The organism is Rhodococcus opacus B4 (assembly GCF_000010805.1).
In the GTDB taxonomy this organism is placed as follows: domain Bacteria; phylum Actinomycetota; class Actinomycetes; order Mycobacteriales; family Mycobacteriaceae; genus Rhodococcus_F; species Rhodococcus_F opacus_C.
This window is the reverse complement of sequence record NC_012522.1, coordinates 3,479,154-3,501,735: the sequence shown is the minus strand read 5'-3', so window position 1 is coordinate 3,501,735 and position 22,582 is coordinate 3,479,154. Positions and strand designations below refer to the sequence as shown.

General features: G+C 68.5%; 19 protein-coding genes. 13 read left to right on the top strand and 6 right to left on the bottom strand.

What is annotated here, in order from left to right; translation table 11 throughout:
* Positions 1–4 precede the first annotated feature (4 nt).
* Positions 5–1,816 (bottom strand): ABC transporter substrate-binding protein/permease, encoded by a 1,812-nt coding sequence (locus ROP_RS16095; RefSeq protein ID WP_012690460.1) that lies wholly within the window; start codon positions 1,814–1,816, stop codon positions 5–7.
* A 135-nt stretch (positions 1,817–1,951) separates the two neighbouring features.
* Here ROP_RS16095 and ROP_RS16090 point away from each other — a divergent pair, with 135 nt between their 5' ends.
* The 5 genes from ROP_RS16090 (at position 1,952) to ROP_RS16070 (ending at position 9,274) form a co-directional block, all read left to right on the top strand.
* A complete protein-coding gene (locus tag ROP_RS16090; RefSeq protein ID WP_012690459.1) occupies positions 1,952–2,587 on the top strand; it encodes a TetR/AcrR family transcriptional regulator C-terminal domain-containing protein in 636 nt (211 codons plus the stop codon).
* 62 nt (positions 2,588–2,649) lie between these two features.
* The gene (locus ROP_RS16085) at positions 2,650–4,341 is read left to right on the top strand and encodes an acyl-CoA dehydrogenase family protein (RefSeq protein ID WP_012690458.1); all 1,692 of its coding nucleotides are present in this window, start codon (positions 2,650–2,652) and stop codon (positions 4,339–4,341) included.
* Between the two features lie 173 nt (positions 4,342–4,514).
* Positions 4,515–5,975: a class I adenylate-forming enzyme family protein gene (locus ROP_RS16080; RefSeq protein WP_012690457.1), complete on the top strand. Its 1,461-nt coding sequence runs from the start codon at positions 4,515–4,517 to the stop codon at positions 5,973–5,975.
* A gap of 63 nt (positions 5,976–6,038) precedes the next feature.
* Entirely contained in the window at positions 6,039–7,844 is a 1,806-nt protein-coding gene (locus ROP_RS16075) for a DUF3556 domain-containing protein (protein WP_012690456.1), read from the top strand.
* A complete protein-coding gene (locus tag ROP_RS16070) occupies positions 7,841–9,274 on the top strand; it encodes a phytoene desaturase family protein (RefSeq protein WP_012690455.1) in 1,434 nt (477 codons plus the stop codon). The genes ROP_RS16075 and ROP_RS16070 overlap by 4 nt, the downstream gene beginning before the upstream one ends.
* Before the next feature lie 13 nt (positions 9,275–9,287).
* On the opposite strand, the gene ROP_RS16065 is transcribed toward ROP_RS16070, so the two are convergent.
* Entirely contained in the window at positions 9,288–10,550 is a 1,263-nt protein-coding gene (locus ROP_RS16065) for a PucR family transcriptional regulator (RefSeq protein WP_012690454.1), read from the bottom strand.
* Between the two features lie 233 nt (positions 10,551–10,783).
* Here ROP_RS16065 and ROP_RS16060 point away from each other — a divergent pair, with 233 nt between their 5' ends.
* Both ROP_RS16060 and ROP_RS16055 read left to right on the top strand, forming a co-directional pair.
* Positions 10,784–11,617 carry an SDR family oxidoreductase gene (locus tag ROP_RS16060; protein ID WP_012690453.1) on the top strand — a complete coding sequence of 278 codons (834 nt, stop codon included), beginning with the start codon at positions 10,784–10,786 and terminating at the stop codon, positions 11,615–11,617.
* Positions 11,618–11,760: 143 nt separating this feature from the next.
* Positions 11,761–12,975, top strand: coding sequence for an acetyl-CoA C-acetyltransferase (locus ROP_RS16055; protein ID WP_012690452.1), 1,215 nt, complete (start codon positions 11,761–11,763; stop codon positions 12,973–12,975).
* Between the two features lie 68 nt (positions 12,976–13,043).
* Here ROP_RS16055 and ROP_RS16050 read toward each other — a convergent pair whose 3' ends face one another.
* On the bottom strand, positions 13,044–13,838 hold the full coding sequence (locus ROP_RS16050; protein ID WP_012690451.1) for an LLM class F420-dependent oxidoreductase: 795 nt from the start codon (positions 13,836–13,838) through the stop codon (positions 13,044–13,046).
* Between the two features lie 170 nt (positions 13,839–14,008).
* On the opposite strand from ROP_RS16050, the gene ROP_RS16045 reads away from it, so the two are divergent.
* Positions 14,009–14,488, top strand: a complete 480-nt coding sequence (locus tag ROP_RS16045; RefSeq protein ID WP_012690450.1) for a nitroreductase family deazaflavin-dependent oxidoreductase — start codon at positions 14,009–14,011, stop codon at positions 14,486–14,488.
* A gap of 27 nt (positions 14,489–14,515) precedes the next feature.
* On the opposite strand, the gene ROP_RS16040 is transcribed toward ROP_RS16045, so the two are convergent.
* The 3 genes from ROP_RS16040 to ROP_RS16030 form a co-directional block, all read right to left on the bottom strand.
* A complete protein-coding gene (locus ROP_RS16040) occupies positions 14,516–15,040 on the bottom strand; it encodes a TIGR04338 family metallohydrolase (RefSeq protein ID WP_012690449.1) in 525 nt (174 codons plus the stop codon).
* Positions 15,037–15,855, bottom strand: coding sequence for a DUF2786 domain-containing protein (locus ROP_RS16035; RefSeq protein ID WP_012690448.1), 819 nt, complete (start codon positions 15,853–15,855; stop codon positions 15,037–15,039). Before ROP_RS16035 ends, ROP_RS16040 begins: the two co-directional genes overlap by 4 nt.
* 72 nt (positions 15,856–15,927) lie before the next feature.
* A complete protein-coding gene (locus tag ROP_RS16030; RefSeq protein WP_012690447.1) occupies positions 15,928–16,893 on the bottom strand; it encodes an ABC transporter substrate-binding protein in 966 nt (321 codons plus the stop codon).
* A 62-nt stretch (positions 16,894–16,955) separates the two neighbouring features.
* Between ROP_RS16030 and ROP_RS16025 the strand changes: the two genes are divergently transcribed.
* The 5 genes from ROP_RS16025 to ROP_RS16005 all read left to right on the top strand — a co-directional run bounded on the left by ROP_RS16025 (position 16,956) and on the right by ROP_RS16005 (position 22,577).
* Positions 16,956–17,885 carry a sucrase ferredoxin gene (locus ROP_RS16025; protein WP_012690446.1) on the top strand — a complete coding sequence of 310 codons (930 nt, stop codon included), beginning with the start codon at positions 16,956–16,958 and terminating at the stop codon, positions 17,883–17,885.
* A 238-nt stretch (positions 17,886–18,123) separates the two neighbouring features.
* Positions 18,124–19,197, top strand: a complete 1,074-nt coding sequence (locus tag ROP_RS16020; protein ID WP_012690445.1) for an ABC transporter ATP-binding protein — start codon at positions 18,124–18,126, stop codon at positions 19,195–19,197.
* Positions 19,198–19,346: 149 nt separating this feature from the next.
* The gene (locus ROP_RS16015) at positions 19,347–20,621 is read left to right on the top strand and encodes an ABC transporter substrate-binding protein (protein WP_012690444.1); all 1,275 of its coding nucleotides are present in this window, start codon (positions 19,347–19,349) and stop codon (positions 20,619–20,621) included.
* 16 nt (positions 20,622–20,637) lie between these two features.
* On the top strand, positions 20,638–21,687 hold the full coding sequence (locus ROP_RS16010) for a carbohydrate ABC transporter permease (protein ID WP_012690443.1): 1,050 nt from the start codon (positions 20,638–20,640) through the stop codon (positions 21,685–21,687).
* Positions 21,684–22,577 (top strand): carbohydrate ABC transporter permease, encoded by an 894-nt coding sequence (locus ROP_RS16005; protein ID WP_012690442.1) that lies wholly within the window; start codon positions 21,684–21,686, stop codon positions 22,575–22,577. Before ROP_RS16010 ends, ROP_RS16005 begins: the two co-directional genes overlap by 4 nt.
* Positions 22,578–22,582 lie beyond the last annotated feature (5 nt).

The following is a 22,582-nucleotide window of genomic DNA, read 5'->3' as shown; positions in this document are numbered from 1 at the left end:
CGCCCTATCCCCTTTCCACGACGATGGACTGTTCCACCGGGTCGAGCGTGCCGGACGTGTCGGCGCGGCCGGTGCGCAGACGGTTGTCGATGTAGTTGACGAGGTGCGTCAGCGGGATGGTGAGCGCCAGGTAGAACAGGCCGGCGGCGACGAGCGGTGACAGGTTCCCGGTCTGCGCGTTGAGGTCGCGGCCGACGGCGAACAATTCCCGCTGGGTGACGAGCAGGCCGAGGAAGTAGATCAGCGACGAGTCCTTGATCAGGGAGATGAACTGGTTCATCAGCGCGGGCAGCACCCGTCGCACACCCTGCGGCACGACGACGAGCGTCATCGACTTCCGGTAGCTGAAGCCGAGCGCCCGGGACGCCTCGAGCTGCCCGGGTTCGACGCTCTGGATGCCGGACCGGAAGATCTCACCGATGTACGCGGACGCGAGCAGCGACAGCGCGGCGGCGCCGAGCCAGTACGGGTTGTTGCCGGTGAGGCCCTTGACCACGGGGCCGACGCCGAGCCCGACGATGAGGATGATGACCACGGCGGGCAGACCGCGGAACACGTCCGTGTACACGCGGGCGGGCCAGCGCAGCCAGCGGGTGCGGGAGATGCCGGCCATCGCGAGCAGCATGCCGAGGACGGTGCCGACGATGCCCGACGCCAACGCCAGGATCAGCGTGTTCGGCAGACCGGTCTTGAGCAGGTCGGGGAACGCGCGGGCGTAGAGGTCCCAGTCGAAGAACGTGTCCTTCAGCTGCTGGAGCGTCGACTTGGGTTCGGCGACCGGGGTTTCGGTCGTGCTGCCCGCGTTCTGGGCTGCGAGCGCCGCGAAGTCCGGCAGGTCGGGCGCCGGTGCCGCCTTGCTGCCCGGCTTCCAGCCCTCGGGTAGTTCGCGGGGCACCCAGTCGGAGTACAGCTGGGCCCAGGTGCCGTCGGCGATGACGGCGTCGAGCCCGGAGTTCAGCGCGTCGACGAGCGGCTGGTTCTCCTTGTTGACGGCCCAGCCCACATAGTTGTTGACGCTGAACGTGTTCTCGACGATCGACGTGGGATCGCCCGGCGCGATGGCGCCCTCGGCCTGCTGCGACGGCGCCACCCAGGCGTCGATCTGCCCGGTCTTGAGGTTGGCGTACGCGGTCGCGTAGTCGGGGAACTTCACCGGGTTCAGCTTCAGGGTGTTCACGACGTAGTCGTCCTGGACGGTGCCCTGGACGACGCCGATGCGGGTCGACGCGTTCAGGTCGTCGAAGCTCTGGATCGGTCCGCCGTTGGGAACGACGAGTGAGAAGTAGCCGAAGTCGTAGCCGTTGGTGAAGCCGACGGTGTTGCGGCGCTCGTCGGTCGTGGTGATGGACGAGGATCCGACGTCGAATCGGCGCCCGGCCACCTGGGCGAGGAGCCCGGCGAATTCGGTGCCGACGAAGTCGACGCGCAGGCCCAGCTTGTCGGCGACGGCCCGCAGCAGTTCGTTGTCGTAGCCGGTGAACTGGTTGTCGGAGTTCACGCAGATGCTCGGCGGCGCGTCGGACAGGGTGCCGACGGTGAGCACACCGGGGGTGATGAGGTTCAGCTTCGACGTGTCGATCTGGTCGAGCGGGGTGGTCGTCGGCGTCGTGTAGCGGTCCTCGGCCGCGGCGCCCGAGGCGGCGAGGTTGGTCGGGGCGGCGGTGGCCGCGCCCACTCCCGGCGGGGAACACAGATCCTGCGGAGCCGCTCCGGAGGTGTCGTCGCCGCTCGAGCAGGACGACAGGGTCAACGCCAGCAGGGCGGTGAGCAGTAACGCCACCACCACGCGGATCTTCGCTCCGACGGAAGAAAACATGGTGAGCAGCGTAACCCTGGCAGGCGGGTTTTCCGGGCTCGGAGGACGTCCGGGCGACGCCCGTCACTCTCGTTGTTTGTCATACAAACAAAGAAAAGTTATTGTTTGTCGTACAAACAACTTGGAGGTGTAGCGATGGTGCCGCAGACGGGCCGAGCCGCGCGCGCAACTCGGGAGTCCGGCCGTCAGACCCGCGACGCCCTGTTCACCGCCGCCACCCAACTCTTCCTCGAGCACGGCGAGGGCGTCGCGATCACGCAGATCTGTGCCGCCGCCGGGGCGCACCCCAACCAGGTGACCTACTACTACGGGTCCAAGGAGCGGCTCTTCGTCGAGGTCGCCTGCGCTGCGGTGCTGCGCGCCGGCAAGCGGGCGGAGGACGACGCCGCCGGCGCGGAGACCGTCGGCGACTACACGGAGAAACTCGTCGGGTCCCTGCTCGGGCCGGGCGCGCCCAGCGTCGAACTGTTCGTGGAAGCGATGCTCATGACGGGCCGCCGCGGCGAACTCCGCGACCTGATCACCGACACTCTTCGGACCCTGCACTCCTCGGGCGAGGACGCGCTGATCCGCACGCTGATGCGCACCGGGTGGCAATTGCGCGCCGGGATCGACGTGGAGGCGAAGGCGTTCTGGTCGGCGATCTTCGGCCTGGTGATCCAGAAGACCGCCACCGGCGAGAGCTTCGGCTACTCGCTCGAGGAGGCTGTCGCCGTCATCTTCGCGAACCTGCAGATCCCCGACACCGTCCTCAACACCTCCATCGACTGACCACGTGAGTGGCGCGGTGTGCTCCGGCACGCTTTGCCACTCACCTGGGGAAGGGCACCACCATGACTTCCGTCTCCGACAACCGCATCACCCATCCCGCACCCCACCGGACGCACACCGTGCTCAACCAGTCGGTGCCCCGCACCGATGTCAACGAGTTCACGCTCGACACGGTGCTGTCCGACGCGGTGCGCCGCCACGACGCCGCCTGGGCCACTCAGGAACTCACCGACGTCGGCGCACTCGTCGGCAGCGCGCAGTTCCAGCACGACGCCGAACTCGCCAACACCGTGATCCCCGAGCTGAAGACGTTCGACCGCTGGGGAAACCGTATCGACGAGGTCGAATACCACCCGTCCTACCACCGGATCATCTCCGCCGCCGTCGCGCACGGGGCGCACACCTCGGCGTGGGCCGACCCGAAACCCGGCGCGAACGTCGCACGCGCCGCGGCCTTCATGCTGTTCGCCCAGATCGAACCCGGCCACTCCTGCCCGATCTCGATGACCAACGCCGTCATCCCCTCCCTCGACCTGCAACCCGACGTCGCCGCGATCTGGAAGCCGCGCGCCCTGTCCCGCAGCTACATACCGGAACTCGACGCACCGGGCAAGGCGTCCGCGATCTTCGGCATGTCGATGACGGAGAAGCAGGGCGGCTCGGACGTCCGGGCCAACACCACCGTCGCGAAGCCCGCCGGGCGCGGCGGTCCCGGCGGCGACTACCTGCTCACCGGACACAAATGGTTCTGCTCCGCGCCGATGTCCGACGCGTTCCTCGTGCTTGCGCAGGCGGAAGGTGCAGGCGGCGAGGGCCTCTCGTGTTTCCTGCTGCCGCGCATCCTCCCGGACGGCACCCGCAACGTCTTCCGGATCCAGCGGCTGAAGAACAAGCTGGGCAACAAGTCCAACGCGTCGTCCGAGATCGAACTCGACGGCACCGTCGGCGTCATGGTCGGCGAACCCGGTCGCGGGGTCCGCACCATCATCGAGATGGTCGCGCGCACCCGCCTCGACTGCGTGCTCGGCAGCGCCGCGGGGATGCGGCAGTCCGTGGCGGAGGCGGTGTGGCACGCCCGGCACCGCTCGGCGTTCGGCGCCGTCCTGGCCGACCAGCCCGCCATGACGTCGGTGCTCGCCGACCTGGCGCTGGAGTCCGAGGCGGCCACCGTCACCGCCCTGCGACTCGCCCGCGCCCACGACGAGGACGCGAGCGAGCAGGAACGCAGCTTCCGCCGGCTCGCGACCGCCGTCGCGAAGTACTGGATCTGCAAGCGCGGCCCGCACCACGCCTACGAGGCGCTGGAATGCCTGGGCGGCAACGGCTACACCGAGGACTTCCCGCTCGCCCGCCGCTACCGTGAACAGCCCGTCATGGCCGTGTGGGAGGGGTCGGGGAACGTCATCGCCCTCGACGTCCTGCGCGCGATGACCCGCGAACCCGACAGCGTTGCCGCCTTCGACGCCGAGGTGAACCTGGCCCGCGGCAGCAACACCGTGCTGGACGCGCACCTCGACCGGGTCCGCCGTCAGCTCGGCGACCTCGCGACGCTCGACCCGGCGTCCGCCCAGCTGCGCGCCCGCACCGTCGTCGAATCCATGGCCCTCGCGCTGCAGGCGTCGCTGCTCATCCGGTTCTCGCCCGCCGCCGTCGCCGACACGTTCGTCGACGCCCGCCTCGGCCCCGACCGCACCCACGAATACGGCACCCTGTCGCCGGCCGCCGACCTGCGGGCGATCCTGAGTCGCGCGTAGCGCCTGTGCGCCTTTTTGGTAGCTGGAACAACCAGAAAGGCGCACGGGCGGCGGAGCCGCCTTGTCTCCCGCGGACAAATCGCCGCGCGAACTCGAGCCCCGCGGAATATTCCGCACCGCGCATCCCCTGCATAGTGTCGTGGATCACACCACCACCGAAGGGGATCGAAACAGTGTCGGACATCGGCTATTTCGCCTGGAACCTCGCGACAGCTCAGGGTGACGCACCGTGCCTGCGCGACGACCACCTCGACCTCACCTACCGGCAGTTCGCCGACCGGGTGGACGCGTTCGCGGCGCAACTGTCCGCTGGCGACGTCGGGAGCGGGGACGTCGTCGCGGTGATGCTGCCCAACCGGGCCGAACTTCTCGTCGCCCTGATGGCCGCGTGGCGGATCGGCGCGACAGCGACTCCGGTCAACCCCACGTTCACCGCCGTGGAGGCGGAGTACCAGTTCGACGACGCCGGCGCCGCCCTCGTCGTCAACGAGGGCCCCGACCTCCCGTCCGGCGGCCGCCCGACCATCTCCGTCGCGGACATGGCCACCACCCCGCGGCCGGGCTGGGTTCCCGACATCGGCGCATCCGGCGACGACGTCGCCCTGCTCATCTACACGTCGGGTTCGACGGGACGCCCCAAGGGCGTCATGCTCACCCACGACAACTTGCAGTTCATGAGTTCGTCTATGGTTCAGCACTTCTCGCTGACCGCCGACGACCACTGCCTGCTCATCCTGCCGCTGTTCCACGTCAACGCGATCTGCGTCAGCTTCCTCGCGCCGATGCTGGCCGGGGGACAGCTGAGCGTCACCGGGCGCTTCTCGCCGGCCCGGTTCTTCGACGACGTCGCCCGGCTGCGGCCCACGTACTTCTCCGCGGTCCCGACCATCTACGCCCTCCTGGCCTCCCAGGACACCGTCGGCGACACCTCCTCGCTGCGGTTCGCGATCTGCGGTGCGGCACCGATCTCCAAGGAACTCCTGGACCGCGCCGAGCAGCGGTTCGGCCTCGTCATCGTCGAGGGGTACGGGCTCACCGAGGGCACGTGCGCGTCGGCGTGCAACCCGCCCGGCGGGGTCCGCAAACTCGGCACCGTGGGACCGGCGCTGCCCGGACAGCGGATCGCGATCGCCGGACCCGACGGCGAGCATCTGCCCGTCGGCGCCACGGGAGAGGTGCTCGTCGCGGGCCCGAACGTCATGCGCGGCTACCGCGGACGCGCCGAGGAGACCGGGCGCACGATCGTCGACGGCTGGCTGCACACCGGCGACGTCGGCCGCCTCGACGAAGACGGCTACCTGACCCTCGTCGACCGGATCAAGGACATGATCATCCGCGGCGGCGAGAACATCTACCCCAAGGAGATCGAGAACGCCCTCGCCACGCACGACGGCGTGCTCGAGGCGGCCGTGATCGGCGCACCGCACGAGGTATACGGCGAGGTGCCCGTCGCCTACGTCGTCACCTACCCCGACAGTCCCGTCACCGACGACCACCTCGCCGAGCACCTCCGCGGCCGGCTCACGAAAGTAAAACTGCCCGTGGCCATTCACGTCGTCGACGCGTTGCCGCGCAACCCTGTCGGCAAGATCGACAAGCCCGGACTGCGCGGCCGCCACCGGACCACCGTCTGACCCAGCACGACCTCGGACCTCGGGACTCACCCGAGGCGATGACCCCTACCCCAGGAGCCTCCCATGGGATTCAAGACCGGGAACTTTCCCGACGTCGACCCCGCCACCTTCCTCGACCGCCCGTTCTTCGACCGCATTCGCGCCATGTCGACGCACTGGGTCGACTACGGCTTCGGAACCCCGAAGATGGTGCACACCATCTACATCCTGAAACTGCTGGTCCTCTACCTCGGTGCGGGACTGTCCATCGCGACGTTCACCTCCGGGTATCACGTTCTCGATGTCGGCGCATGGTGGAGTGCCCCGATCGTGTACCAGAAGCTGGTCCTGTGGACGTTGCTGATCGAGGCGATCGGGCTGGGTGGTTCCTGGGGGCCGCTCGCCGGACACTTCAAGCCGATGATGGGCGGCGCACTGTTCTGGGTGCGGCCCGGCACCATCCGGCTGCCACCGTGGCCGGGGAAGGTGCCGCTGACTTCCGGTGACACCCGCACCGTCTTCGACGTGCTCGTCTACCTGGCCATCCTCGTCAACACCGCCCTGGCACTCGGGCTTCCCGGCGTGCACACTCCGTCCATCGACGCGGTGCTGCCCGGCAATCACGGTCTGGTGAATCCCACGCTTCTGCTGCCGCTGATCGCCCTGCTGGTCGTGATCGGCCTGCGCGACAAGGTCATCTTCATCGCCGCCCGCGGTGAGCAGTACTTCCCCGCCGTCGTCTTCTTCGGTGTTCTCCCGTTCGTCGACATGATCATCGCCCTGAAACTGCTCATCGTGTCGGTGTGGGTCGGCGCTGGCATCTCCAAACTGGGACACCACTTTTCGATGGTCGTGCCCCCGATGCTGTCGAACACCCCCTGGCTGCCGGTCAAGTCGATCAAGCGCGCCCACTACCGCAACTTCCCGAACGACCTCCGGCCGTCGATCGTCGCGGGCGGAGTCGCCCACGTCCTCGGCACCGTCGTCGAGGTGGTGACGCCACTGGTGTTGCTGTTCAGCACGAATGGCACCGTCACCCTGCTCGCTGTCGCGCTGATGGTCGCGTTCCACGTGTTCATCCTGTCGACGTTCCCGCTCGCGGTGCCGCTGGAGTGGAACCTGCTGTTCGCTTACGCGTCCGTGTTCCTGTTCCTCGGCTTCCCGAACGCCGCCGGCTTCGGACTGTCGGACTTCTCGTCGCCGCTGCTGCTCGCCGCGATCGTCGCGGCGCTGGTGTTCTTCCCGATCCTGGGCAACCTCCGCCCCGACCTCGTGTCGTTCCTCCCCTCGATGCGCCAGTACGCGGGCAACTGGGCGTCGGCGACCTGGGCCTTCGCGCCGGGTGCCGAGGACAAGCTCGACCGGTTCGTCAAGCGACCGAGCCAGAACACCCGCACGCAGCTGCTGGCGACGTACCCGCCCGAGGTGGCCGACGTCGTGATGCACCAGCTGCTGGGCTGGCGGTCGATGCACAGCCAGGGCCGCGCCCTGCTCTCGCTGATGAGCCGGCATCTCGGCGACGACATCGACACCTACACCCTGCGTGAGGCCGAGTTCAGCTGTAACTCACTGGTGGCGTTCAACTTCGGCGACGGACACCTGCACAACGAGTTCCTCATCGCCGCGCTCCAGCGGCGGTGCAACTTCGCACCCGGCGAGTTCGTGGTCGCCTGGATCGAATCGCAGCCCATCCACAAGGGCGTCCAGGAGTACAAGATGATCGACGCCGCCCTCGGCGTGATCGAACGCGGCACCTACAAGGTCGCCGACGCCGTCGCGGAGCAGCCGTGGTTGCCGAACGGCCCCATCCCGTTCGATGTGCAGTGGACACTGGAGGGAGAAACCGAGGAGAGCGTGATGACGGAGTCGACGCAGGCGGTGCGGCCGTGACGACCGCAGTCGTGGTCGGCAGCGGGCCCAACGGGCTCGCTGCCGCGGTCCACCTCGCCCGGCACGGGGTCGAGGTGCAGGTCCTGGAGGCCGCCGACGCCATCGGCGGCGGTACCCGCTCCGGCGAACTCACCGTCCCCGGACTCCTGCACGACGAATGCTCCGCCTTCCACCCGATGGGCGCCGGATCTCCGTATCTGCGGACCCTCGACCTCGAACGCTTCGGCCTCACCTGGAAATGGCCGGAGATCGACTGCGCGCACCCCCTCGACGGTGGCGACGCCGGCCTGCTGCATCGCTCCGTCGACGCGACCGCCGCCGGCCTCGGTGAGGACGGGCAGCGCTGGCAGCGAATGTTCGGTGGTCTCGCCGACGGCTTCGACGACCTCGCCGCCGACCTGATGCGCCCGATCGCGAACATCCCCCGGCATCCCGTGAAGCTCGCGAGTTTCGGGCCGCGGGCGCTGCTACCGGCGACCGCCACGGCCCGCTGGTGGCGCACCGAGAAGGGGCGGGCGCTGTTCGGCGGGGCCGCCGCCCACGCGTACTACCGGCTGGATCGGCCGGCGACGTCCGCGGTCGGGTTGATGATCGTCGCCGCCGGCCACCGCTACGGCTGGCCGGTCGCCGAGGGCGGGTCGCAGTCCATCACCGCCGCGCTCGCCGCGATGCTCACCGACTGGGGCGGCAAGATCACCACCGGCACCCGGGTCCGCAGCAGTCGCGACCTCCCGCCCGCGGATATCGTCTTGCTCGACGTCGCCCCGTCCGCCGCACTGCAGATCCTCGGTGAGCGTGTCCCAGAGAGGGTCGCCAAGGCCTACCGCCGCTACCGGCACGGGCCCGCCGCGTTCAAGGTCGACTTCGCCGTCGACGGCGGCGTGCCGTGGACGAATCCCGACTGCGGTCGCGCCGGAACCGTCCATCTCGGAGGCACTTTCGCGGAAATCGCCGACGCCGAACGAGATGTCGCGACGGGCCGGATGCCGTCACGTCCGTTCGTCCTCGTCGGTCAGCAGTACCTCGCCGACCCCGGGCGGTCCAAGGGCAACCTGCATCCCCTGTACGCGTACGCGCACGTTCCGCACGGCTATTCGGGCGACGCCACCGAGGCGGTGGTCGCCCAGATCGAGCGGTTCGCCCCCGGCTTCCGTGAACGCGTCGTCGCCACGGTGAGCAGCGGCCCGGTCCGGTTGGCGGCGTCGAACCCCAACTACGTCGGCGGCGACATCATCGGCGGCGCCAACACCGAAACCCAGGTTGTGCTGCGACCGCGAATCGCCCTCGACCCCTACAGCACCGGGGTCCCGGGCACCTACCTGTGCTCCGCGTCGACACCGCCGGGGGCCGGAGCGCACGGCATGAGCGGATACAACGCCGCCCAGTCCGCGCTGCGCTACCTGCGGCGAACCGGCGGCGACGTGCTCTGACGCCGGCCCGCGCCTACTCGGGCACCAGGACCGCCGGGCCCAGCCACTGACACGCGAGGAGTGCGAGTTCGACGGCGAGCCGATCGCGGGTGAAGTCCTCGCCGCGTTCCTCGGCTGCACGCTTGACCCGGTATTTCACGGAGTTGTAGTGCAGGCCCAGCTCTTTCGCCGCGGTGACGTTGCTGAGGTTGTTCGCCAGATAGACCTGCACCGTCTCGCGCAGGCGGGCGGCGTTGTCGTTGTCGGTGGCCAGGCCGCCCAGGACGGTGCGGACCCAGGCGCGGGTCGCGGTCAGGTCGTCGATCAGCAGCGAGACCGTGGACACCCCCGGTTCGGCGTAGGAGGTGACGACGGGGGCGTTCCGGCCTGCGGCGAGGGCGAGCGCACGGGCGCGTTGCGCGCCGCCGTGCGAGCGGCGAAAACCGTTCGGCCCGTGCGCCACTTCGCCCACGGCCATGGCAAGTCCCGGATACCGCCCGGTGAGGAATTCGCCCAGTTCGCGGTAGCTGCGCGGCGCGCGTGTTCGTGCACCGAGCGGAACCCACACCCAGCCGGTGACACGGTCGGCCGCCACGAACAGCGGATCGGTCACACCCCCGACGAAGCCGGCGACGTCGTGTGCGGCAGCCTCGATCCTGGCCAGCATGTCGCCCGAATCGGTGTCCGGAACCCAGATGATCGCGGCGAGGTGGCGTTGCAGCAGAACGTAATTGAGAATGGCTGCGGCGTCCGGATCGTCGTTGCCCGCGAGGATCTCCTGCACGCGAACGGCCCGGACGCCGCTCTGGTGGGCGAGCCACCGCTCCCGTTCCCGCTCGTAGACCTCGACGACCTGCTGGGAGACCCTGTCGATGTACACCGACATCACGGTGATGATGCGCTGGAGCACCGGCACGCCGAACTCGTCCGACACTGCCGCGCCGCGCAGTTCCTCGAAGACGAGGCCGAGTAGGTTGGTCTGCCCCAGCCGGTAGGCGCGCACCAGCGCGTTGACGGGAACCCCGTGCTGGGCAAGCCGTCTCGCGTACTCCATGGCGGCGGCCGGCGCGTCCAGAATGTCCGGGTCGATGTCGTGCTGGAGGGTGTGGAAGATGGTGTCGAGGTTGCCCTCCACGCTCGCACGAAGCAGATCGAACAACTGCCGATCGGCGCGCAGATCCGGTATCTCGGCATAGAGCACTTCGGTGATGTCGCTGGTCAGTGGCACCAGTCGCTGGTTGAGTGACGTTGCGATGCGTCCGACCAGAAGCGCGACGCGCTCGTCGTGTGAAGCCATGGTGAGGACAATAGAGGCTCGCGGCAGCACCGGCATCGATTCACCGGAAATCTCTTCTACCAGGGATTTCTCGCGCAGGAGCGGAACAGGCCGAGCGGACTCTTGTCCGCACAGGACAACAGTCGGCCGATCATTGGTGCTTTCGGGACGTGGTCAAGCCCGGAGGGCCCTTCTACCGTGAGGGGCGGCACCGCGTGCGGTTCTCCGCTTCTCCAGAGAAACGAAGGAATACGATGACAGACAACAGCTTCCAGGGTCGAACCGTGGTGATGTCCGGCGGGAGCCGTGGTATCGGCCTCGCGATCGCGCGCGCCGTCGCCAGTCGCGGGGCGAACGTCGTCCTGCTGGCCAAGACCGACACCCCCGACCCTCGGCTGCCCGGAACCATCCATACCGCCGTCGGCGAACTGAACGAACTGGGTGGACGGGCCGTGGCCGTGGTCGGTGACGTCCGCAACGACGGCGACATCGCCCGGGCCGTCGACGCCGCCCGCGACAACTTCGGTGGCATCGACATCGTGGTCAACAACGCGAGCGTGCTCGACGTCTCGAAGACGGAAGACCTGACCCTCCGGCGGTTCGATCTCATGCAGCAGGTGAATGTGCGGGGCACATTCGCGCTGACCCGCGCCTGCCTGCCCTACCTTCAGAAGTCGCCCAGTCCCCATGTGCTGACCCTCTCCCCACCGCTGAACATGTCGCCGCAGTGGCTGGGAGCCCACCCCGGATACATGCTCGCCAAGTACGGGATGACCCTGGCGGCGCTGGGGATCGCCGCCGAGTATGCGCACATGTCCAGCAACTGCCTGTGGCCGCAGACGACGATCGCGACCGCGGCCGTGGGCAACCTGCTCGGCGGCGACACGAGCCTGCGACACGCGCGGTCGCCGGAGATCATGGCCGACGCGGCGATCGAACTCCTCCGTCGTCCCGCCGGCGCCGACAACGGCCGCACCCTTCTGGACGTCGAGGTTCTCGCCGAAGCCGGCATCACCGACTACACGACCTACGGCGGTGCCGATCCCTTGACGATCGACATCTTCGTCGACCCCGTCGCTTCCGTATGAGAAATCGGGAGGTACGGGTTGACACCGCGCCATCGCCGCGGACAATATATGCAAACGCTTAGAAAATAAGCATATGCTTAGAACTGAGGGGCTGCAGGTCCGCACCGACTGCCGTCCACCACGTCAATCGGTAGGAGTTACCCATGCCCGAGGCCGTCATCGTTTCCCTTGCCCGTTCCCCGATCGGTCGCGCCATGAAGGGGTCGCTGGTGGGCATGCGCCCCGACGACCTCGCCGCGCAGATGGTCCAGGCGGCCCTCGACAAGGTGCCCGCACTCGACCCGACCGACATCAACGACCTCATCCTGGGCTGCGGTCTGCCCGGCGGTGAGCAGGGCTTCAACATGGGCCGCAACGTCGCCGTCCAGCTCGGCTACGACTTCATCCCCGGCACCACCATCACCCGCTACTGTTCCTCGTCGCTGCAGACCACCCGCATGGCGCTGCACGCCATCAAGGCCGGGGAAGGCGACGTCTTCATCTCCGCCGGCGTCGAGACCGTCTCCCGGTTCGTCAAGGGCAACTCCGACTCGCTGCCCGACACCCAGAACCCGCTCTACGCCGACGCGCAGACCCGCACCGAGAAGCTCGCCCAGGGCGGCCAGCAGTGGGTCGACCCCCGCGAGGAGGGCCTGGTCCCCGACACCTACATCGCGATGGGCCAGACCGCCGAGAACGTCGCCCAGATCACCGGCATCACCCGCGAGGAGCAGGACCGCTGGGCGGTGCGCTCGCAGAACCGCGCCGAGGAGGCCATCAACAACGGGTTCTTCGCCCGCGAGATCACCCCCGTCACCCTCCCCGACGGCACCGTGGTCTCCACCGACGACGGTCCCCGCGCCGGCACCACCTACGAGGCCGTCAGCAAGCTGAAGCCGGTGTTCCGACCGGACGGCACCGTCACCGCCGGCAACGCGTGCCCGCTCAACGACGGCGCCGCCGCGCTGGTGATCATGTCCGACACCAAGGCCAAGGAACTGGGGCTGACCCCGCTCGCGCGGATCGTGTCCACCGGGGTGTCCGGTCTGTCGCCGGAGATCATGGGTCTGGGTCCGATCGAGGCGTCCAAGCGAGCCCTCGCTATCGCCGGGTTGGGGATCTCCGACATCGATCTCGTCGAGATCAACGAGGCGTTCGCGGTGCAGGTGATCGGGTCGGCGCGGGAGCTGAACATCGACGAAGACAAGCTGAACGTCTCCGGCGGCGCCATCGCATTGGGTCACCCGTTCGGCATGACCGGCGCCCGCATCACCGCCACCCTGCTGAACAACCTGACCACCCACGACAAGCAGTTCGGCCTCGAAACCATGTGCGTCGGAGGCGGTCAGGGCATGGCGATGGTCCTCGAGCGGCTGTAGGCGGCTCCGCCGCCCGTGCGCCTTTTTGGTAGCTGCAACAACCAGAAAGGCGCACGGGCGCGAAGCGCCTACGCCAGGCCCGACAGCGGCGGCGGGGTGTTCTCGTCGCGCCAGGCGATGGCCTCCTTCAACGTCGTGAGGTCGTAGTCGGGACCGCCGACACCCACAGTGAAGAGGGTGACGCCGGCGTCGACGTGGGCCGCCGCGTCGTCGGCACCCGGCCACGACGTGGAGTGCTGGATGCTGTCGGGGCTGCGTCCGGCGTCGTGTGCGTATCCCGCGAGGAGCCCCGACTTCCGTTTGTACGTGTCCATGTCGCTGAAGCTGTGCCAGATGTCGCCGTATTTGCCGACCAGCGGCAACGTCTTCTTCTCGCCGCCACCGCCGATGAGGATCGGAATGTGCCGGGTGGGTGCGGGTTCCAGCTTCCCGAACCGCGCGATGATCCGCGGCAGGTACTCGCCGAGCAGGTTCAGCCGCGACCCGGCGGTGCCGAATTCGTAGCCGTACTCGTCGTAGTCGCGCTCGAACCAGCCGCCGCCGATGCCCAGGATGAGCCGTCCGCCGCTGATGTGGTCGACGGTGCGGGCCATGTCGGCGAGGAGGTCCGGGTTGCGGTATCCGGCGCACGTGACGAGCGCGCCGATCTCCACCCGCTCCGTCTGCTCGGCGAACGCCCCGAGCATCGTCCAGCATTCGAAGTGGGCGCCGGCCGGGTCGCCGTACAGGGGGTAGAAGTGATCCCAGTTGAAGACGATGTCGACGCCGGCGTCCTCGGCCCGCAGCACCGCGTCGCGGATCAGCCCGTACTCGGGCGCATGTTGCGGCTGAAGTTGGACGCCGATGCGAACTGGACGAGTCATTCGTAGCTCCTCGGAGTTAGACGGTGGGCCCTCTCGATCCATACTGCTCGCGCGACGGCCGGGCGCACAACGAACCGCCGAACGGACCGGCGGAGCGGGCGAATGTACTGCCCGACGCCTCGGATGCGCCGAACGGTACGTTCACCCGGTTGCCGTGGAAGACTGGGCGCGTGAAGGTCACCCGGCGGCCCGACCCGCCCACCGGCTTCCGGCGGGCGTTCTTCCGCGCGCCGATCTACCTCTACCGCTGCCACCTCGGGTTCCTGCTCGGCGGCCGGTTCCTGCTCCTCGAACACGTCGGACGCAAGACCGGCGCCCGCCGGCAGGTCGTGCTCGAGGTGGTCAACCACGACGCCGTCGGCGACGGGTACGTGCTGGCGGCCGGGTTCGGTCCCAAGTCCGACTGGTACCGGAACCTGCGGGCGCAGCCGAACGCGACAGTCCAGGTGGGCCGCAGGCGACTGTCCGTGACAGCCGAATTCCTCGATCCCGACACCGGCGCGGAGTTCATGGCGCACTACGGGGCGGAGCATCCGAAACTCGGGACCCGGCTTGCCGGAGTCATGGGCTTCGACGTCGACGGCAGCGCTGCCGACTTCCGGGCGGCGGGCCGTGAGATCCGTTTCGTCAGGCTGCGTCCCCACGTCTGACGGTCCTCAGTCCCGCCGCCCCGGGCGTCAGTTCAGCCGCACCCCACCCGCGAGGAGCATGGTCCGCAGGACGAACGCCGCCTCGGGACCGATGATCTCCCCGACCAGGGTGAGGTAGCGGTCCACGTATTCCGGTCCGTGCGGCGCGACCGTCGGGCAGTCGGGATCGGACGGGTCGAGGTGGTGGGCGATCTCGTGCAGCACCACGAGTTCGCGGAACGCCCAGGCGCTCCCGTTTCGGTGTTCGGGCACCGCGATTGTCGCGCAATCGCTTTCGTAGTGCGCGGCCTTGTTGCCCGACCTCGCCCGGACGTGGATCGGGGTGGCCGCCCGCGTCCACGTGGACCGCACCCAATTCAGGGCGAGAACACGATCTACGTAGTCCTGCACCGAATCGAGCGACGCGAATTTGCGTTCCACCGGCAGCGTGACCTGCGAACCCAGGACGTCCACGGCCCGCAGGCCACGTTCGTCGGCGCGGTCGAACATGGTGCGCACCAACGCTTCCGCGTCGTACACGGCGGCGCGCTGAGTGTCGCGGGGCCGCTTCACGACGGGATCTGCCTGCGTGCGCCGGGCAGTTCGGGGGAATTGCCCAACCGGGCGGTCCGGGCGGCGCGATCCCCCGCCCGCTGTGCGCTCGACGAATGTCCTGCGGACGCCCGGCCACCCCGCCAGGTGCCGCGGGCCTGCGAGTTCTCCGAGTAGTAGTCCTTCAGCTCGAGCTGCTTGTCGCGCAGGACCAGTGCCGTCTCCGCCGACGACTCCGGCACCGACACCGCCTGCTCCTCGGCCTCCTTCTTGGCGTCGGCCAGGCGTTGCCCGATCCGCGCGGCATAGGCGAGCTGGAAGTTCAACCGGGCGGTGACGCCGGCGACGGGGCGTCGCACCCGGGTCGTAACCCGGCGGCGTCCACGCGTCTCGACCTGCGCCCGCACCGTCGTCTCGTCGCGGTGTTCGCCGGACTTGATGTAGGCGTCCGACGCCCGGACCATCTGGATCAGCAGGCTCGCGTACAGGGCCTCGCAGACGTCGATGTCGCCGGTGAACCCGTACGCGTAGATGACGGCCGACGTCTGCGCGATGTCGCACTGGACGTCGTTGGCGGCGGCGATCACCAGGAACAGCTGCGCGTACGTCCGCAGACCCTTCTTGCCGGGTTCACCGATCGTGATCAGCCGCTGCGTGGGCGTCGCCCGCTTCTCCCGGCCCGCCGCGTGGGCCCGCGCCACCGCGAGGTCGATCGAGGAGGCGGTCGCGAGCCGCTGGGCGGCGGCCATGAAGGCCTCACCCTCGTGCGGGTTGTCGGTGGATTCCGCCTGCCGGAGGAGCCCACCGATGCGGGTCAGCATCTTGTCGGAACTCACCCGGGCAGGCTATCCCCCCGTGCGCCTTTCTGGTCGTCGGCGCTACCAAAAAGGCGCACGGGCGCGAAGCGCCTACAGCCGCCCGAGGTCGTCGAGGATCAGGTTTGCGCCGGTGAGCCCGATGCCGGTGATCCACACGCGGTAGTCGGTCTGGTGGACGCCCTCGCGTCGGGACGGTCCCATCTGCCCGACGAGCGCGGGGTCGATTCCCAGGTCACCCGGTGCGGATGTGTTGGCGACGAACGCGATGTCGGAGTCGATCGTGGCGACGTTCTCGAGCGAGATCTCGGACATGTCGTTCTTCGCGTCCCACGGCTGCCCGGTGATCGTGTAGCCGGCCGCGGTCAAGACCGAACCGGAGAACGTGCCGGGACCGTGCAGGCGCAGACCGTCGTCCATGACGCGGATGACGTGTGCGGTGCGGCCCCGCGTGGTGTCGCTCAGTGCTGCGGCGCGGGCGTGGAACGCCGACAGCTCGGCCTCGGCTGCCTCCGTTTCGCCCATGGCCTCGGCGAACAGGCGCACCGTTCCCTGCCAGTCGACCGCCGGCGACACGGCGAAGACGGTGGGCGCGATCGCGGACAGCGCGTCGTACAGGTCGCCGTGCCGCTGCTTGCTGCTGAGGATGAGGTCGGGCTGCAACGCGGCGATCGCCTCGAGGTTCGGTTCGGCGATCGACCCGACGACGGTGGTGCCGTCGAGCCCGCCGCCCAGGTATGCGGGCAGCGCGTCGGCGGAGCCCGCCTGCGCCGCGCCGATCGGTGTCTTGCCGAGGGTGACGACGGTGTCGATGGGCAGGCTGTCGAGCGCGACGATCCGACTGGGCCGGGTGCTCACCGTCGTCGTCCCCATGGCGTGGGTGACGGTGCGCTGCTCCCCGTCGCTGCCCGTCGCCGCGTCGGGTCGAGCGCACGCGGCGGTGAGCGCGGCCAGCGCAGCCGCTCCCAGTCCGGCGCCGAATTCGCGTCGCGTCAGGGCGTCGACGATCTGCTGCCATTGGGCGTCGGTGACATTCGGGGAGCACGTGGCGGAGCGCATCCTGGACCTCGATCTCGAAGGGGGCAAAAGATAGGTGAAGCTAACCTTATACAGTCTGTTGCGTGAGCGTGCAGACGACGAGGTCGCCCGACGGGTGGACGCCACCGGCCTGCGCGGCGCTGTCACGGTCACTCCAGGAGCCGTTGTGCGGCACCGCGCCCCGGGTGCGCGGTTGGCTGCTGATCGAGCAACCCGGACCCTGGGGCCGCGACCGGCTCCGGCAGAGCCGCCTCGACCCGGTCCTCGGCGACGCGCTCGCCGCCCGGTGTGTCGATGCGGGGGTGCGTCCGGTGCTGATCCGCACCCGGCAGCGCCGCGACCTCACCGGCGGACGGAACGTCTACCTCGCCCGACCGGGTCGCGCCGACGGCTGGGCGGAGCGACTGCTGGTGCGCGAGGACCGGGACCTGCTGAACCTGGACCTGACCCTGTCGCCAGGCCGAGGGCAACGACTCGACGCCGCCGAATCGCTGTTCCTCGTCTGCACCCACGGCAAGAAGGATGCGTGCTGCGCGTCGTTCGGACGTCCGGTGGTGACGGGTCTCGGCCATCGCGGCGGCCGGGTCTGGGAGTCGACGCACGTCGGCGGCGACCGATTCGCCGCGACCATGGTGTGCCTGCCGTCCGGCATCTATTACGGCCGGGTCACCGCGGAGTCCGCGGAACACATTGTCGCCGAGCATGATCGAGGCCGGGTCGTGCTCGAGTACTACCGGGGCCGGTGCACCGACGACCCGGTGCTGCAGTTCGCCGAGCACACCGTCCGGGTCGAGCGCTCGCTGCTCGGCCTCGACGACGTGATCCCGTTGTCGGCGAGCCCACGACCGGACGGCGACACCGACGTCCTGGTCCGGCACCCGGGCGGCACCGACCGCGTCCGTGTGCGCACGACCCCCGCCGAGCCCCGCCTGACGGCCTGCAGCGCAGGCGTCGTCGACAGTCCGGACCGGTTCGAGGCGGCTCCGCCACCCGTGCGCACTTCTGGTAGCTAGGACAACCAGAAAGGCGCACGGGGCGCGAAGCGCCCTGTGTTCACACGGTATTCACGATCCCGTTTCATTGCGGCGTTCATCCCCAGCTGTGGAGAAACCTGTACATGAATGCGACCAACATGATTCGGACCGAGGCGAATTCGTACCGGACGCCCCCACAGGTGAGTGAGAAAGTGTGTCAACAGGTACATTCTCACGCACCTGAGCGCGGCGCCGGGTAGAAGGGACTTCGACGTTCATGGCCACAGTGACCTATGACGGTGCCACCTGCCTGTTCCCCGGCTCGGACAAGCCGGCCGTCGACACGCTCGACCTGAAGATCGAGGACGGCGAGTTCCTGGTCCTCGTCGGACCGTCCGGCTGCGGCAAGTCGACGTCGCTGCGGATGCTGGCCGGCCTGGAGGACGTCCACAGCGGGCGGATCCTCATCGGTGACCGCGACGTCACCACGCAGGAACCCAAGGAACGCGACATCGCGATGGTGTTCCAGAACTATGCGCTGTACCCGCACATGTCGGTGGCCGAGAACATGGGTTTCGCGCTCAAGCTCGCCGGTGCCGCTAAGGACGACATCCGCACACGGGTCGAGGAGACGGCGAAGCTCCTCGACCTCGAGGCGTACCTGGACCGCAAGCCGAAGGCCCTGTCCGGCGGTCAGCGGCAGCGCGTCGCGATGGGTCGCGCCATCGTCCGGCAGCCGCAGGTGTTCCTCATGGACGAGCCGTTGTCCAACCTCGACGCGAAGCTCCGGGTGCAGACGCGCACCCAGATCGCGCAGCTACAGCGTCGCCTCGAGACGACCATGGTGTACGTGACGCACGACCAGGTCGAGGCCATGACCATGGGCGACCGGGTGGCCGTGCTGAAGGACGGGGTGCTGCAGCAGTGCGCGTCGCCCCGCGACCTCTACAACCGTCCCGCGAACGTGTTCGTCGCCGGTTTCATGGGGTCGCCGTCGATGAATCTGTTCACGCTGCCGATCACCCCGGACGGGGTGCTGCTCGGCGACGCGACCATCCCGCTGCCCCGGCAGCTGCGCTCGGACAGCGACGAGCGTCAGGTGGTCGTCGGGATCCGCCCCGAGCACCTGGAACTGTCCACCACCGGCATCCCGATGGAGGTGGCGGTGGTGGAGGAACTCGGATCCGACGCCTACATCTACGGCCGCAGCACCGTCAACGGTGAGACGCAGCAGTTGGTGGCCCGCGCCGACTGGCGGAACCCGCCCCGCAAGGGTGACCTGGTGAAACTGCACGTCGACCCGACCCAGGTGCACCTGTTCTCGGCGTCCGAGGGGTACCGGCTCAGCTGATCGCGGCGGCTCCTGACCGATTCAGGTCGGGGCCAATGCCGGACTTCGGCGGTGTTCCATGCCACAGTATGTTCCGACGCCGCAGCGGTGCCTCGAGATCTCGTCGCACCGTGGCGGGGTTCATCCACATCTACCTACGGGGAGACTCCATGGTTCAGATTTCGAGAGCGGTCCGGCGCGCCGCGGTGTTTGCCACCGCTGCCTCGCTGGTCACGCTCACCGCTTGCTCGAGCGACAGCGGCAGCGACTCCACGTCGGAGAACCTCGACGGTCGCGGACCCATCACGTACGTCGAGGGCAAGGACACCACCGAGACCGGTGTCGTCCGCCAGATCATCGACGCGTGGAACGCCGAGCACCCGGACGAGCAGGTCACGTTCAAGGAGCAGTCGAACGACGCCGATCAGGCGCACGACGACCTGGTCCAGCACCTGCAGGCCAAGCAGTCCGACTACGACGTCGTCGCCCTCGACGTCCCCTGGACCGCGGAATTCGCGGCCAAGGGCTGGCTGCAGCCGCTGACCGGCGAGTTCGCGGTGGACAACACCGGAATCCTCCCCGCCACGGTCGACAGCGCCACCTACAACGGCACCCAGTACGCGGCGCCGAAGAACACCAACGGCGGCCTGCTGTACTACCGCAGCGACCTGTTGCCCGCCGCACCGAAGACATGGACTGAACTTGCCGCCGCGTGTGAGGTCGCGAAGACCAACAACATCGACTGCTACGCCGGTCAGTTCGCCCCGTACGAGGGCCTGACGGTGAACACCGCCGAGGTCATCAACGCGTACGGCGGCTCGTTCGTCGGCGAGGACGGCAAGACCCCCACCGTCGACAGCCCCGAGGCCCGCGCCGGCCTGCAGGTCCTGGTCGACAACTTCAAGAACGGCGACATCCCGGCCCAGGACACCACGTTCAAGGAGCCCGAGAGCCAGAAGGCGTTCGAGGACGGCAAGGCGCTGTTCCTGCGCAACTGGCCGTACGTGTACGGCACCGCCGACAAGGATTCGTCCGCGGTGAAGGGCAAGTTCGCGGTCGCCCCGCTGCCCGGCAAGGACGGCATCGGCGCCTCGACGCTCGGCGGCTACAACGCGGCCATCAGCGCATACTCCGAGAACAAGGCGACGGCCCGCGACTTCCTCACGTTCCTGCAGGGTGAGCAGGCGCAGCGGATCATCGCGATGGGCTCGCTGCCGCCGGTCCGCGCCGCACTGTACGACGACCCGGAGATCATCGCGGCGTACCCGTTCATGCCGACGCTGAAGGTGTCGATCGAGAACGCCGTTCCGCGTCCGGTCACGCCGTTCTACCCGGCGGTGTCGAAGGTAGTGCAGGACAACGCCTACGCTGCCATCAAGGGTGAGAAGTCGGTGGATCAGGCGATCACGGACATGCAGTCCGGCATCCAGTCCGCAGGCTCGTAGAGCATCAGGAGTGAACATGGCCGTTCCGACTGGGACCACCAGTGGAGCGCCGGCCCGTCCCGCGGCCGGGGGTTCCGACCCCGGCCGCGGTTCGCGTGAGAAGAGCGCGAACACGCGAAGCAGCGGGCTGAGCGGTCGTCGCGCGTGGCTGTTGGTGGTGCCGACCCTGGTCGTGCTGGCCGTCGTCATCGGCTACCCGGTGGTCCGGGCCGTGGTGATGTCGTTCCAGAAGGACGCGGGACTCGATCCGTCGACCGGCATGTTCGTCGAGGGCGGCTGGGCCGGACTCACCAATTACACGCACTGGATTCTTCAGCAGTGCACGTCCCCGAGCGGGGTGGCGGTCGCGTGCCCGCCCGGCACGCTCGGATCCCAGTTCTGGTCGGCGGTCGGGAACACCGCGTTCTTCACCGTCGTCACGGTGACCCTCGAGGTCGCGATCGGCCTGTGGATGGCGATCATCATGGGCAAGACGTTCAAGGGCCGCGCCCTGCTCCGCGCGGCGGTCCTGATCCCGTGGGCCATCCCGACCGCGGTCACCGCCAAGCTCTGGTACTTCATCTTCGCCTACGACGGCATCGCCAACCGCCTCCTCGGCACCGAGATCCTGTGGACGTCGGATGCCTGGCCGGCCCGATTCGCGGTGATCATCTCGGACGTCTGGAAGACCACCCCGTTCATGGCCCTGCTGATCCTCGCCGGCCTGCAGATGATCCCGCAGGACGTGTACGAGGCGGCGCGGGTCGACGGGGCCTCCGCCTGGCAGCGGTTCCGGCAGATCACGCTGCCGCTGGTGAAGCCGGCGCTGATGGTCGCGATCCTGTTCCGCACGATGGACGCCCTCCGCATGTACGACCTGCCCGCCATCCTGACCGGCGGCAACCCGGCCACCACGACGGTGTCGATCCTCGTGGTCGACCAGGTGCGGCAAGGGTTCAACAGCGCGTCCGCACTCTCGACCATCACGTTCCTCCTGATCTTCGCGGTCGCCTTCGTGCTGGTGAAATTCCTCGGCGCCAACGCCGTCGAAACTCAGGAAGCCCAGCGAAAGGGCCCGAAGCCGTGACCCACCGCGCCCCGGAGCTCGAACTCCCGAGCAAACCTCCCGCCCGCAACCGTCCGAAGCGGCTCGCGTTCAAGAACTCCCGCATCTACATCGGTGTCGCGATCATCCTGGTCTGGGGGCTCGCGCCGTTCTACTGGATGATGGTGACGGCGTTCCGCGACCCGGACTACACGTTCGACACCACCCCGTGGCCCACACACGTCACGCTCGAGAACTTCCAGAACGCACTGTCGACGAGCAGCGGCAACAACTTCACCCGGGCCGTCGTCAACAGCATGATCATCGGCGGCATCACCACCGTCATCGCGCTCGCCGTCGGCATCTTCACCGCCTACGCGCTGGCCCGCATCGAGTTCCGGTTCAAGTACGTGGTGGTCGGCATCGTGCTCGGGGCGTCGATGTTCCCCGTCGTCGCCCTGGTCACCCCGCTGTTCCAGCTGTTCACGAACATCGGCTGGATCGGCACGTACCAGGCGATGATCATCCCGAACATCTCGTTCGTCCTGCCGCTCACCATCTACACACTGACGTCGTTCTTCAAGGAACTTCCCTGGGAACTCGAGGAGGCGGCCCGTATCGACGGCGCCAGCCGCGGGCAGGCGTTCCGGCTGGTGATGCTGCCGCTCGCGGCGCCGGCCCTGTTCACGACGGCCATCCTCGCGTTCATCGCGACCGTCAACGAATACCTGCTGGCCAGCCAGCTCTCCAGCGACGCCACCGAACCCGTCACGGTCGCCATCGCCCGGTTCTCCGGCAACGACCCGCACGTCGTCCCGTACGCGGCGATCATGGCGGCCGGCACGATCGTCACCATTCCGCTGGTGATCATGGTGCTGCTGTTCCAGCGTCGCATCGTGTCGGGCCTGACGGCCGGCGGCGTGAAGAGTTAGGCGCG

What these genes read in the sequence shown, in the direction of transcription:
- ROP_RS16050 (WP_012690451.1), bottom strand. Translation starts at nt 13,838, where the DNA reads ATGACTCGTCCAGTTCGCATCGGCGTCCAACTTCAGCCGCAACATGCG.
- ROP_RS16015 (WP_012690444.1), top strand. Translation starts at nt 19,347, where the DNA reads ATGGTTCAGATTTCGAGAGCGGTCCGGCGCGCCGCGGTGTTTGCCACC.
- ROP_RS16095 (WP_012690460.1), bottom strand. Translation starts at nt 1,816, where the DNA reads ATGTTTTCTTCCGTCGGAGCGAAGATCCGCGTGGTGGTGGCGTTACTG.
- ROP_RS16020 (WP_012690445.1), top strand. Translation starts at nt 18,124, where the DNA reads ATGGCCACAGTGACCTATGACGGTGCCACCTGCCTGTTCCCCGGCTCG.
- ROP_RS16065 (WP_012690454.1), bottom strand. Translation starts at nt 10,550, where the DNA reads ATGGCTTCACACGACGAGCGCGTCGCGCTTCTGGTCGGACGCATCGCA.
- ROP_RS16090 (WP_012690459.1), top strand. Translation starts at nt 1,952, where the DNA reads ATGGTGCCGCAGACGGGCCGAGCCGCGCGCGCAACTCGGGAGTCCGGC.
- ROP_RS16085 (WP_012690458.1), top strand. Translation starts at nt 2,650, where the DNA reads ATGACTTCCGTCTCCGACAACCGCATCACCCATCCCGCACCCCACCGG.
- ROP_RS16060 (WP_012690453.1), top strand. Translation starts at nt 10,784, where the DNA reads ATGACAGACAACAGCTTCCAGGGTCGAACCGTGGTGATGTCCGGCGGG.
- ROP_RS16055 (WP_012690452.1), top strand. Translation starts at nt 11,761, where the DNA reads ATGCCCGAGGCCGTCATCGTTTCCCTTGCCCGTTCCCCGATCGGTCGC.
- ROP_RS16030 (WP_012690447.1), bottom strand. Translation starts at nt 16,893, where the DNA reads ATGCGCTCCGCCACGTGCTCCCCGAATGTCACCGACGCCCAATGGCAG.
- ROP_RS16075 (WP_012690456.1), top strand. Translation starts at nt 6,039, where the DNA reads ATGGGATTCAAGACCGGGAACTTTCCCGACGTCGACCCCGCCACCTTC.
- ROP_RS16010 (WP_012690443.1), top strand. Translation starts at nt 20,638, where the DNA reads ATGGCCGTTCCGACTGGGACCACCAGTGGAGCGCCGGCCCGTCCCGCG.